Genomic DNA, 12,175 nt, shown 5'->3' on the forward strand with positions numbered 1-12,175 from the left:
TGATGTTCATCAAGCGCTCTCTGGCGTCCGGTTATGCCGGCATCGATAACCCGCTGTTCTATCGCGACAACACCATGATGCTGCTCGGCGACGCCAAGAAGGTCACCGAGAGCATCGTCAAGGCGATGTAGCGGATTTCTCAGACAACTCGTCCGATAGGTGCACGGGTTCTTGCGAAGCTTGCCGGGCAGAATGGATCACCACGAGAGGCGAATTCGCCTCTCTAGCGCAAACAGGACAGAGCCGAGGTTACGCAGCCGGTATGTCCTGTTCACAACCCTCACAACCGCGAGAACATGCATTGAACGTGTGTTCAATTGTTCGTTTCAACCGATCTGTGCTTAATCCGCCGCTTGACGTTTTGCATGATAAGCATCATCCTGAGTAAAAGATGACGAGCGTCATTTAGCTCCGCTCGCACGTGTCTCGAAGGGGTGGAAATGGAGAACGTGGTGAGTGGCGAAGCTGCGCGCGGCGGACCTTTCTCCGAAGCGGAGCCGCGCAACACGGGGTTGGGGGCGACTGGTAGTAGCCAACACAAACCTCGCTTGACCGAAACCAATTGGGATCTGTTCAGGCTCTTCTTTTCGGTGGCGGGAACCGGCAGCGTCAACAGGGCCGCCCGGGACTTGGGCATGAGCCAGCCGACTCTCAGCAGGCGCTTGAAGGAGTTAGAGCGGAATATCGGTGCGCCGCTTTTCTTTCGGGTCTCGTCCGGAGTGAAACTTACCCAGGAGGGACAGGACCTTCTCCGCTCGGCGGAAGAGATGGTTCGTTCTTTCGAGGAGTTTCACCGGGATCTGTCCCTGCGGGTCGGCCATCGTTCGACCGCCGTCAAGATCTCCGCAACCGAAGGCCTGACCAAGCACTGGCTGCTGCCTCGCGTCAAGAAGTTGCGCGCCCTGAGTCCTCAGATCCGACTTGAGATCAATTCCACTGTCGAGCAGCAGAACCTTGCCACCAGTGATCTCGATCTGGTCATTCGGATAGGACATCCGGGTGACAGCGAACTCATCGGTCGCCGCGTCGGAACCATCGCCTTCGGTTTGTTTGCATCTGACAGCTATTTGGCGGAACGTGGTGCACCGAGGTCCCTGAACGAGCTGGTCGACCATGAATTGATCGGAAGCACGGCCGAGTACGGGAGGCTTCACAACGAACGGACGAGCCATATCTCGTTGTTGACGGCCTTCAATTCGGCTGCGAACGCCCGGAGTACATTGAAGCTCGTGCCGGTCGTCAATCATTTCGCTGCGACGGCGGAAGGTCTCGGCTTGGCATTTCTGCCGGTGCCGTTTGCCTTGGCTGAAGGCTTGGTGCGTGTGCTTCCGGACGAGGCGGCCATTTTGGATTTATGGCTGCTCCGCCGCCGCGAAAGCGACCTCAGAAAGATGACCAAGCAGGTCTGGCGCTTTCTGGAAGCGGAATTGACTGACACCAAATCGTGGTTTGTCGGTCAGAGGTCGGCTCAGAAGCGACTGCAGCGGGTTGCTTGATCCAGTTCGGTGAGCCTTACCAGGCCTCGCCGAACGGGCGTAGTTCGACAAGGAAAGACCAGGTCGACCGGTCCTGGTGGGCGACCCGAAACATCTCCTCCGCTATGGCGGTAGGCTTTGCGAAGAAATCGTCGGGCTTGTCCGCCGCCAGAACCGGGCGGGTGCGGGGAGTGTCGATCGCTGCGTCGATCATGAAATAGGCGACATGAATTCCCTTCGGCCCGAATTCACGCGCCATTGATTCGGCCAAAATGCGCTGGGCCGCTTTCGTTGAAGCGAAGAATCCCCAGTTGGCCTTTCCACGAAAGGCGGACGTGTTGCCAGTTACCAGGATTGCGCCTTTCCCGGCCGCCAGCATCTGCGGAATAGTCTCGCGGGAGAGATGGAGCAGCGCGGTGGTATTGACCCGGAAGTTCTTCTCCAGATCGTCGGGGTCCATGGCAAGGATGCTTCCCCGCGTTGCACGCAGGGCGTTGTGAACGACGACTTGGGGAGCCCCCATCTCGGTCCTGATGAGGGCGAGCGTCTGGACCAACGCTTTGAGATCACCGACATCGCAAGGAAAGGCGCGCGCGCCCTCGTACTTCGATGCCAAATTGCGGAGGTTCTCCGCATTGCGGGCTATCATCGCGACCCGATAGCCGCCCTCGCTGAAACGCCTGGCGATCTCCGCGCCCGTGCCGTGCTCAGGACCGACCCCGGTGACGATGCAAACTGGATTTTTCATATGGGCCTCCTCAGAGCTGGAAAGACGGGCGCGCCGAAACTTTGGCAAACCAGGTCGCGACGGCAGGATAGCGCGCGCCAATATCCATGTTCAGCGCGTTGGCCGAGCGTATGGCGAAGAAGCCGGTGATATCGGCGACGCTGAATTGGGGGCCGGCGACGAATGCGTTCTTGGCCATGTACGGCTCCACGCGACCGAGAAATATTTCCATCATTTCGCGCCCACGAGTGACCAGCGCGGGCAATTGCGGCAGGTCATTCCGCGTGCCCGGCACAACTCGACCGGCGAAAATCGGCAAGGAATTGCGGACGGCGTGCAGCATCGGAATAAGGCCATCCAGTTCGAACCGCCGCAACCACATGTCGACCACGGCGCGCTCGCTGCTCGTGCGCCCAAAAAGAGCCGGTTGCGGGTATATTTCTTCGAGATAGCGGCAAATCGACAGGGACTCCGCGATGACCGTGCCGTCGTCCAATTCCAAGAAGGGGACGCAGTGAAACGGATTCATCTCGGTGAGGGCGGGGGTGAACTGCGCCCCTTCCCGGACGTTCAGTTGTTCGGTTGGCAGCTCGAGACCTTTCTCGGCCAGGAAGACACGAACGCGTTGAGCGCTCGCCGCAGGTCCGAAATCGTAGAGCTTCATCGTCGTCCTTTTCTTTCCTTCGGGCCGCTATTTTTCAGCTGTCTCGCGACTTTCCACAAGATCGAGAATGCTTCGTTGGGCCGCGCGCAATATCTTGTCAGACATCGGACGATCTCTCGCGACTCGCGAAAGGGCGACCGCTCCGACCATCGTGCAGACGATGGCAATGGCGGATTCGTCGGGGTGATCGCCTTCCACTAGGTTAGCTACTTTGTCGAAGTGCTGGGAGAGATAGCTCGTCATGACGTCGCGCGTTCTTCGATCGCTTCGCGCAACGTCTCCAGCCAGCGCCGCTACCGCACATCCCACACTCCGATCGTCTCGGTGCGCCTTGCTGAGATAGGTGTTTAGCAGCGCTTTGAGGCTCCGCGGACCGTTCGTGCTTCCCAGGCGCGCTGATTCTGGGCCGCCTTCCGAAAGAGCCTTTGCCAAAGCATCGGAGATCAACTCACTGCGCGAGTCAAAATGCCCGTAAAACCCGCCGTGCGTCAGCTTTGCCGATTTCATGAGCTCGGCAATGCTGAGGCCGTCCAATCCCAGCTCTCGGATCTGGACTGCGGCGGCATCCAGAATACGCTCCCGACTTTTCGCTTTGTCCGCTTGGGAGTGGCCCATCTAATCGACTCCGGTCAGAATAATCGGAGACCTGAATATCAAGAACTCCGGCCGACGGCCAATATCGAATTCTTGAAGGGTTAGACCTCTCGCCGGCCGAGGAACGCCAGCCGCTCGAACAGGTGCACGTCCTGCTCGTTCTTGAGCAGCGCGCCGTGCAGCGGCGGGATCAGCTTGCGCGGATCCCTCTCGCGCAGCTGCTCGACGCTCATGTCCTCATTGAGCAGCAGCTTGAGCCAGTCGAGAAGCTCGGACGTGGACGGCTTCTTCTTCAGGCCGGGCACCTCGCGCACCTCGAAGAAGATGCGCAGCGCTTCTTCGACCAGGCGCTTCTTGATGCCGGGGAAGTGGACGTCGACGATGCGGCCCATGGTGTCGGCGTCGGGGAACTTGATGTAGTGGAAGAAGCAGCGGCGGAGAAAAGCGTCCGGCAGCTCCTTCTCGTTGTTCGAGGTGATCATCATGATCGGGCGCTGCTTCGCCTTGATGGTCTCGCCGGTCTCGTAGACATGGAATTCCATGCGGTCGAGCTCGAGCAGGAGGTCGTTCGGGAATTCGATGTCGGCCTTGTCGATCTCGTCGATCAGCAGCACCGGGCGCTGCTCGGCGGTGAAGGCCTCCCACAGCTTGCCGCGCTTGATGTAATTGTTGATGTCGGAGACCCTGCTGTCGCCGAGTTGGCTATCGCGCAGCCGCGATACCGCATCGTATTCGTAGAGGCCCTGCTGTGCCTTGGTGGTGGACTTGATGTGCCAGGTCAGCAGCGGCGCGTTCAGCGCTTTGGCCACTTCCTCGGCCAGCACAGTCTTGCCGGTGCCCGGTTCGCCCTTGATGAGGAGGGGGCGCTGCAGCACGATCGAGGCATTGACGGCCACTTTGAGATCGTCGGTTGCGACGTAGTTCTTCGTCCCAGTGAATTTCATGACCATCAGTTTTGTTGGAGCGGGTAGTACGCAAGGTATGATCTGAATAGCGGCAGTTTTACAGGGGAATCAAGTCTTCGGCCACTCGGCCACTTCCAACAGCCGCGCATGTTCATGGAGTGACTCGCGTGCAAAGTCGACAAGTTGCGGTGATCTGCCCGAGCGCAGCCCAACGTGGTTAAAGTCGCATGATTCAAATGCTTTGTGCCTTACTCATTCAGGACAATTGATCGACTATTGTCGGAGCAAGAATCAATGCGCGGGGCTATTCACCGATGAAGTGTACTTATTCTCGTTTGTCGATCGGGCGCGCCAAGATCCGGGATAGTTTTGCCCGGATACTAGGATGGTCCATCTATCATGTTGCTGCAATTCTTCACCTCTCTGCGCGACGCGCAGGTCCCCGTGACGCTGCGCGAATACCTCACGCTGGTGGAGGCGCTCGACGCCGACCTTGCTGACTATTCGGTCGAGAATTTCTACTATCTGTCGCGCACCGCGTTGGTGAAGGACGAGCGCAACCTCGACAAGTTCGACCGCGTCTTCGGCACGGTGTTCAAGGGGCTGGAAAACCTGCTCGACGCCATGGAAAAGGCGGAGATCCCCGAGGAGTGGCTGAAGAAGCTCGCCGAGAAATACCTCACTGAAGAAGAGAAGAAGCAGATCGAGGCCATGGGCTGGGACAAGCTCATGGAGACCCTGAAGAAGCGCCTCGAGGAGCAGAAGGGCCGCCACCAGGGCGGCTCGAAGTGGATCGGCACCGCCGGCACCTCGCCGTTCGGCGCCCACGGCTACAATCCCGAAGGCGTCCGCATCGGCCAGGAGAAGAACCGCAACAACCGCGCCGTGAAGGTGTGGGACAAGCGCGAGTTCAAGGACCTCGACGGCAACGTCGAGCTCGGCATCCGCAACATCAAGGTGGCGCTACGCCGCCTGCGCAAGTTCGCGCGCGCCGGCGCGCCTGACGAGCTCGATCTCGACACCACGATCCGCGAGACCGCCAATCACGGCTATCTCGACGTGCACATGCGCCCCGAGCGGCGCAATGCGGTGAAGCTCTTGGTGTTCTTCGACATCGGCGGCTCCATGGACGCGCATATCGAGCAGGTCGAGGAGCTGTTCTCGGCGGCGAAGAGCGAGTTCAAGCACATGGAGTATTTCTACTTCCACAACTGCCTCTATGAAGGCGTGTGGAAGCAGAACAAGCGCCGCTTCACCGACCGCACGCCGACCTGGGACGTGCTGCACAAATACCCGCACGACTACAAGGTCGTGTTCGTCGGCGACGCCTCGATGTCGCCTTACGAGATCATGGTGCCCGGCGGCTCGGTCGAGCACGTCAACGAAGAGCCGGGCTCGATCTGGCTCGACCGCATCATCCGCACCTATCCGCATTCGGTGTGGTTGAACCCGGTCGCTCAGAAGCATTGGGACTATTCAGAATCGACCACCATCATCAAACGCATCTTCGCCAACCGGATGTACCCGATCACCATCGAGGGTCTGGAAGCAGCGACCAAGGAATTGACGCATTAGACCGGAGCTGGCCGGCTAGAACCCAGCAAAGAGAAGTGCGTGCAGGTCACCCTACCAGCGCTTGAAGATGACGCTGGCGTTCACGCCGCCAAATCCAAAGCCATTCGAGATCACGTGATCCATCGCCATATTTCGAGCCTTGGGTCCGACGAGATCGACGCCTTCCGCTGCCTCGTCTGGATTTTCCAGATTGAGGGTAGGAGGGGCTACCTGGTCTCGGACGGCGAGGATCGAGAAGATAGCCTCGGCGCCCCCTGCAGCGCCCAGCAAATGACCGGTTGCCGATTTTGTCGCGCTGACGGCGATGCCGCCATGGGTTCCGAAAACGGATTTGATGGCCGCCAGCTCGGAGTTGTCGCCGACTGGAGTCGAGGTCGAGTGGGCATTGAGATGCTGCACGTTGCGCGGATGAAGGTTTGCCTGCCGCAAGGCCGCTTCCATAGCTCGCCGGGCGCCTGAGCCGTCCTCGGGACCTGACGTGATATGATGCGCGTCAGCTGAAGTTCCATAGCCGACGAGTTCGGCGATCGGCCGGACCCCGCGCGCTCTAGCGTGCTCGAACTCTTCAATTACCAAAATTCCAGCTCCTTCGCCCATGACGAAGCCGTCGCGATCCCGATCGAACGGTCGGGACGCCTGCGAGGGCTTGTCGTTGAAGTGGGTGGAGATTGCGCGGGCCGCTGCGAACCCTCCAAGACTGACGAGATCGATGCAAGCTTCGGCGCCTCCGCAGATCGCGACGTCGGCCTCACCCGCGCGGATCAATCGAGCCGCGTCGCCGATCGCCTGTACGCTGGCGGCGCACGCCGTTACGGGGGCGCCGATTGGCCCTTTGAAGCCGTACTGTATCGAAACGTGTCCGGCGGCGAGATTTGCCAGAAAGGATGGCACGGTGAACGGTGACAGACGGCGGATGCCACGTTGATCGGTGGTCCGTACCGCTTCGACGATGGCCGGAAATCCGCCAATTCCAGAAGCGATGATCGTCGCTGTCCGCTCCTGAGAGCGTTCGTCCGCAGGGGACCAGCCGGCCTGCTTGACTGCCTCCGCAGCCGCCACCAACGCGAACTGAATGAACCGATCCATTTTCCGCTGTTCCTTGGGCGGGATGGTCCGATCGGGATCGAAGCCGCCATCGAAATCATCGTCTTTGGTCGGCACTAGCCCGGCAACTCTCCCCGGCAGCGAGGAAGCCCACTCCGGCAGGATGGTCAGCCCGGACTTGCCGGCAAGCAGCCGGGACCACGCCACCTCCGTACCGCAGCCGAGCGGAGACACCAGCCCCATTCCTGTGACTACTATTCGGCGCATGTCAGGACCCGATTCTTGATGACTAGATGGTCTATTGCCGGAGTGAGGCGAGATCCCGAGCGTGCGTCAGCAGTATCGGTTCTTCTCGAATTTTTTCTCCGGCGACGAGGCGGCGCTCTCACCTGTGATAGGGAGCAGCGCTCTACCCCTGGCAAGCTACGCAGCCCCCAAGCTGCCAGAGTAGCTACGAAATTTCAAGTAACTATCAGTGAAAAATGGGCGGTCGGGGTCGTTTCAGCCCCGAAGCCGCCCATTGCGGTTTAATCGATGGCGTGGACCATGGCAGCCAACTTCGCCTGCAATCCCGCCGGGTCCGCCTTGAACGCGGCAGCGGCACCTTCGGAGAGCGCACCCGGATAAACCTCGTCTTGCCCCGCTTCCAGGGCGTTCAGGGTGTGGACCGCGACTTCGTTAGGCGTCAGCTTCGGATCCGGCATGGACTTTCCGAGCGGTGTATCAACCTGCACCGGCAATACCGCCAGGACTTGAGATCCACGGCTCTTCAGTTCCGCTCGCAGGACCCGCGTCAACGAGAGTGCCGCCGCCTTCGAGGCCGAATAGGTCCCTGCTTGTGGAATGGTCGCGAGGGCCAGGAAGCTCAGAATGTTGATTACTGCGCCGCCCTTCAGCGCGGGCGTATTCTTGAATGCCTGGGCAAGGGCCAGAGGTCCAAAGTAGTTTACTTCCATCTCTTGACGCGCCAGTGCAAGATCGCTCACGGACAGTGCGCCGTGGCCTCCGAGAAATCCTGCATTGTTCACGAGCAGGGTCACATCGGATGCCGCCGCCGCTGCCTTGGCGACCTGGTCGGGCTTGCTGACGTCCAGCTGGAGCGCGATCAAGCGCCGGTCGTCCTTGAATAATGCCTCTGCCGAACTGACGTCGCGCACTCCGGCGTAGACTTTCGATGCGCCACGTCTGAGCAACTCCTCGACGAGAGCTCGCCCGATTCCTCGGTTCGCACCAGTCACCAGGGCAACTGAACCTTCAACCTTCATTCTCGATCTCCAAAGTCCCTGTAATTGCCGGCAATCAACAACCGCTCGGGCCAGCGCTTCTCATATTCATTGCGTTTGCAATGAATGGCTTAATTGCGTACGTAATCTATGGATGTCAAGGTCCCCATCAACGCCCGAGCCAGCAAAGAATGAAAGTGTCCAAGGCCCAGGCGGCCGAAAACCGAGCTTCAATCCTCGATGTCGCCTCCAGGCATATGCGAAAGGGCGGTTTTGGAGCGATGACGGTGGGGGAGGTCGCCAAAGCTGCGGGCCTTACCCATGGGGCGCTCTACAGTCATTTTTCCTCGAAAGACGCGCTCTCGTCGGAAGCTCTCGAGGAGGGCTTCCGCCAATGCCATTCGGACTTTTCCAAGTTGTCGCTTGACGACTTGCTGAGCCAATATTTGTCGCTGCAGCACCGGGATTCCCCGGAGAGCGGCTGTCCAATAGCCGCGCTGGTCTCGCAAATTTCTCAGCAAGACGGCGCCGTCCAAGAGGAGTTCGCCGCCGGATTCGACGGCTTTGTGGAACTGGTCAAAAACGAGCTGAGGGCTACCGGCAGATCAAACTCGGAATCCCGAGATCTCTCGCTTTTCGCTGTCGCCGCGCTTGTTGGAGCGCTGGCTATTTCGCGAGCTTTGAAAGACGCGAAGCCGACGGCTTCTGAAACGATGCTGGGGGTCGTTCGCCGGCAGTTATCCCGGCTCTTACGTTCGCGATAGTCCGACAAAGGCTGGAGCCAGCTTTTGTGATTCATGGCATGACCGGCCCTGTATCGGGTCGATCCCGTGTTGCCGACCGGTGTCTCGATCCACCAGATTTGCCGCCCGGAAGCCGACAATAACGGCGGCTTACCCGCCGACAGGAAGGTCAGCCTCAGAGCGGGAAGGCATTCGCCCGCTCCGAGGCCAACAACTCAGGTGAATTTCGCGTTCTGATCGGCCAGCTTCTTCAGCAACGGTGCCGGTTCGAGCGACGGATCGTTTGCTTCCTTCGCATAGTACGACAGCTTGTCAGCGATCGTCTTCAGCCCGACATGGTCGGCGTAATGCATGGGGCCCCCACGATAGACTGGCCATCCGTACCCATAAAGCCATACCACGTCGATATCGCTTGCTCGAGTCGCGATGCCTTCTTCAAGGATCCGAGCTCCTTCGTTGATCATCGCATATGTCGTCCGCTCCAGGATTTCCTCATCGCTGATCGTGCGCCGCTTGCGCCCGAGACGGTTCAACGTCTGATCGATCAGTGTCTCGACTTCCGGATCGGGAAGGGGAGCGCGCGAGCCGCTTTCATACCGGAAGAAGCCCCTTCCGGTCTTCTGTCCGAAGCGGCCAGCCTCACATAGAGCGTCTTCGATCTCCGACTTGATGCCGCGATCCTGCCGCGAGCGCCAGCCGATATCTAGTCCGGCGAGGTCGCCCATTGCGAACGGGCCCATCGGCATTCCGAACTTAGCCAGGGCGGCATCTACCTGCTGAGGAAGTGCGCCGTCGAAAAGCAGCTGGCTGGCCTGATGCTGCCGGGCCATGAGCATGCGGTTGCCGACGAAGCCGTCGCAGACACCGACGATCACCGGCACTTTTCCGATCTTCCGCGCCAATGCAACTGCGGTTACCAGCGCGTCGGGCGCGGTGCTCTTGGTGCGGACGATTTCGCACAGCTTCATCACGTTGGCCGGGCTGAAGAAGTGCATGCCCACCACGTCCTGGGGACGCCCGGTCTCTTTGGCGATCTCATTGATGTCCAGAAAGGAGGTGTTGGTCGCCAGGATAGCGCCAGATTTCGCGATTTTGTCGAGCTGTCCGAAAACCTCCTTTTTGATGGCCATGGTTTCGAATACAGCCTCTACGATGAGGTCGGCTTGCCCGACGTTGTCGAGACCGACGGCTCCCGTGATGAGTGCCATGCGCTTCGCAGGCGCATCGGCGGGAATACCGCCTCGGGCTGCGGTGGCTTCATAGTTTTTGCGGATGACGCCCAATCCGCGATCGAGCTGCTCCTTGCCGGTCTCCACCAAAGTGACAGGAATGCCTGCGTTCGCGAATGACATCGCGATCCCGCCCCCCATGGTGCCGGCGCCGATGATCGCCACGCCCTCGACCGAACGCGGCTTGGTGCCGGTCTCGACACCGGCGATCTTCGCTGCCTCTCGCTCGGCGAAGAAAGCGTACCGTAGAGCCTTCGATTGATCGCTGCTCATCAGCCGGAGGAACAATTCCCGTTCTTTCTTCAGCCCCTGCTCAAAGGGTAGATCCAGCGCATGGCCGATTGCGTCGGCCGCAACGAACGGCGCCTCCAACCCCCTGACCTTCTTTGTAATCGCAGCCACAGCGCTGGTGAAAATCGAACGGTCCGATCGCGCAGCAGCGAGCTTGGTGTCATCGTCGCGCAACCTGCGAAGCGGGCGCCTGTCGGCAAGGAGCTTTCGAGCGAAGGCTTCGCCGCCCGATGATGCCTCCTCGACCACCTCCTCGATCAATCCGTTCTGAAACGCTTCGTTGGCGCCGATGGGGTCGCCGCCGATGATCATTTTAACGGCAAGTTCTGGACCCACAGCGCGCGGGAGGCGCTGGGTGCCACCGGCGCCCGGCAATAGACCGAGTTTGACCTCGGGCAGGCCGAGCTTCGAACCCTTAGCCGCCACCCGGAAATGACACGCCAGGGCGACCTCAAGCCCCCCACCGAGAGCGGTGCCGTGAATTGCCGCGATGACGGGCTTCGGGCTGCTCTCAATCGCGGTCAGGACCTCATCGAGGGCCGGCTTCTTCGGAGGCTTGCCGAATTCCGTGATGTCGGCTCCGGCAATGAAGGTGCGTCCTGCGCAGGTCAGCACGATGGCCTGAATGGAGGGATCGGCGATGGCCTGTTGGACGCACTCCAGAATGCCGCCGCGTACCGCTGCACTGAGCGCGTTGACGGGAGGGCTATCGATGGTGACGACGCCTACGACGTCGTGGGACTTCAGGCTTACGACAGTGCTCATCGATTTCCTCCATTTCGCCGTTCTGGACGGCGCTTGCCGTTGGAATTGCCGGGTACGTTGGGTCGCATTGCGCGCCGAACGGTGCATGGGCTGCCGCCACGTGCATTACTTGCCGAGTTCGGCCGTCAGCTCCGGAACCGCCTGGTAGAGGTCGGCGACCAGGCCGTAATCGGCGACCTGGAAGATCGGCGCGTCCTCGTCCTTGTTGATCGCAACGATCACCTTGGAGTCCTTCATGCCGGCCAGATGCTGGATGGCACCGGAAATGCCGACGGCGACGTAGAGCTCGGGGGCCACGACCTTGCCGGTCTGGCCGACCTGCCAGTCGTTCGGCGCATAGCCGGCGTCGACCGCCGCGCGCGAGGCACCAACGCCGGCCCCAAGCTTGTCAGCGAGCGGCTCGATGTACTTGGCGAAGTTCTCGCGGCTCTGCATGGCGCGGCCACCGGAGACGATGATCTTGGCCGAGGTCAGCTCGGGACGGTCGCTCTTGGCGACTTCCTCGCCGACGAACGACGACAGGCCGGGATCGGCCGCCGCTGCTACGTTCTCGACCGGCGCGCTGCCGCCTTCACCCGCTGCCGCGAAGGTCGAGGTCCGCACCGTGATGACCTTCTTGGCGTCCTTGGACTTCACCGTCTGGATGGCGTTGCCGGCATAGATCGGGCGCTCATAGGTGTCGGGGGCGACCACCTTGGTGATCTCCGAGACCTGCATGACGTCGAGCAGGGCGGCAACGCGCGGCATCACGTTCTTGAAGCGCGAGGTCGCGGGCGCGACGATCGCGTCATAGCCGGAAGCCAGCGACACGATCAGCGCGGCCAGCGGCTCGGCAAGATCGTGCGCATAGAGGTCGCCGTCGGCGAGCAGCACCTTCTTCACGCCGGCAAGCTTGGCGGCGGCATCCGCCGCGGCCTTGGCGTTCTGGCCGGCGACCAGC

General features: G+C 60.6%; 12 protein-coding genes. 4 read left to right on the forward strand and 8 right to left on the reverse strand.

Going from position 1 to position 12,175, the window contains the following annotated elements; translation table 11 throughout:
• On the forward strand, window positions 1-131 hold a 131-nt coding region (locus MOV75_RS11550), incomplete at its 5' end, for an NAD(P)(+) transhydrogenase (Re/Si-specific) subunit beta (protein WP_246924894.1).
• Between the two features lie 309 nt (window positions 132-440).
• Window positions 441-1,496, forward strand: coding sequence for a LysR family transcriptional regulator (locus tag MOV75_RS11555; RefSeq protein WP_246924859.1), 1,056 nt, complete (start codon window positions 441-443; stop codon window positions 1,494-1,496).
• A gap of 16 nt (window positions 1,497-1,512) precedes the next feature.
• Here the strand turns inward: MOV75_RS11555 and MOV75_RS11560 are convergent, their stop codons facing one another.
• From MOV75_RS11560 to MOV75_RS11575, 4 genes are all read right to left on the reverse strand, one after another.
• Window positions 1,513-2,223 (reverse strand): SDR family NAD(P)-dependent oxidoreductase, encoded by a 711-nt coding sequence (locus tag MOV75_RS11560; protein WP_246924864.1) that lies wholly within the window; start codon window positions 2,221-2,223, stop codon window positions 1,513-1,515.
• 10 nt (window positions 2,224-2,233) lie between these two features.
• Window positions 2,234-2,866 (reverse strand): glutathione S-transferase family protein, encoded by a 633-nt coding sequence (locus MOV75_RS11565; RefSeq protein ID WP_246924868.1) that lies wholly within the window; start codon window positions 2,864-2,866, stop codon window positions 2,234-2,236.
• Window positions 2,867-2,893: 27 nt separating this feature from the next.
• Window positions 2,894-3,481 (reverse strand): TetR/AcrR family transcriptional regulator, encoded by a 588-nt coding sequence (locus MOV75_RS11570; RefSeq protein WP_246924871.1) that lies wholly within the window; start codon window positions 3,479-3,481, stop codon window positions 2,894-2,896.
• A gap of 80 nt (window positions 3,482-3,561) precedes the next feature.
• On the reverse strand, window positions 3,562-4,404 hold the full coding sequence (locus tag MOV75_RS11575) for a MoxR family ATPase (protein ID WP_246924874.1): 843 nt from the start codon (window positions 4,402-4,404) through the stop codon (window positions 3,562-3,564).
• Window positions 4,405-4,764: 360 nt separating this feature from the next.
• On the opposite strand from MOV75_RS11575, the gene MOV75_RS11580 reads away from it, so the two are divergent.
• Complete coding sequence (locus tag MOV75_RS11580; RefSeq protein ID WP_246924876.1) at window positions 4,765-5,940, forward strand: VWA domain-containing protein; 1,176 nt, start codon at window positions 4,765-4,767, stop codon at window positions 5,938-5,940.
• A gap of 51 nt (window positions 5,941-5,991) precedes the next feature.
• Here the strand turns inward: MOV75_RS11580 and fabF are convergent, their stop codons facing one another.
• Together fabF and MOV75_RS11590 are read right to left on the reverse strand one after the other, a co-directional pair.
• On the reverse strand, window positions 5,992-7,251 hold the full coding sequence (fabF, locus tag MOV75_RS11585; RefSeq protein WP_246924879.1) for a beta-ketoacyl-ACP synthase II: 1,260 nt from the start codon (window positions 7,249-7,251) through the stop codon (window positions 5,992-5,994).
• Window positions 7,252-7,511: 260 nt separating this feature from the next.
• A complete protein-coding gene (locus MOV75_RS11590) occupies window positions 7,512-8,249 on the reverse strand; it encodes an SDR family NAD(P)-dependent oxidoreductase (RefSeq protein WP_246924884.1) in 738 nt (245 codons plus the stop codon).
• Window positions 8,250-8,398: 149 nt separating this feature from the next.
• Here MOV75_RS11590 and MOV75_RS11595 point away from each other — a divergent pair, with 149 nt between their 5' ends.
• Window positions 8,399-8,971: a TetR/AcrR family transcriptional regulator gene (locus MOV75_RS11595; RefSeq protein WP_246924886.1), complete on the forward strand. Its 573-nt coding sequence runs from the start codon at window positions 8,399-8,401 to the stop codon at window positions 8,969-8,971.
• Between the two features lie 194 nt (window positions 8,972-9,165).
• Here the strand turns inward: MOV75_RS11595 and MOV75_RS11600 are convergent, their stop codons facing one another.
• Together MOV75_RS11600 and MOV75_RS11605 are read right to left on the reverse strand one after the other, a co-directional pair.
• Entirely contained in the window at window positions 9,166-11,235 is a 2,070-nt protein-coding gene (locus MOV75_RS11600) for a 3-hydroxyacyl-CoA dehydrogenase NAD-binding domain-containing protein (RefSeq protein ID WP_246924889.1), read from the reverse strand.
• Between the two features lie 105 nt (window positions 11,236-11,340).
• Window positions 11,341-12,175: electron transfer flavoprotein subunit alpha/FixB family protein (locus tag MOV75_RS11605; protein ID WP_247005735.1), on the reverse strand; the 835-nt coding region annotated here is incomplete at its 5' end.

Source organism: Bradyrhizobium sp. PRIMUS42 (assembly GCF_023006515.1).
Lineage (GTDB): Bacteria > Pseudomonadota > Alphaproteobacteria > Rhizobiales > Xanthobacteraceae > Bradyrhizobium.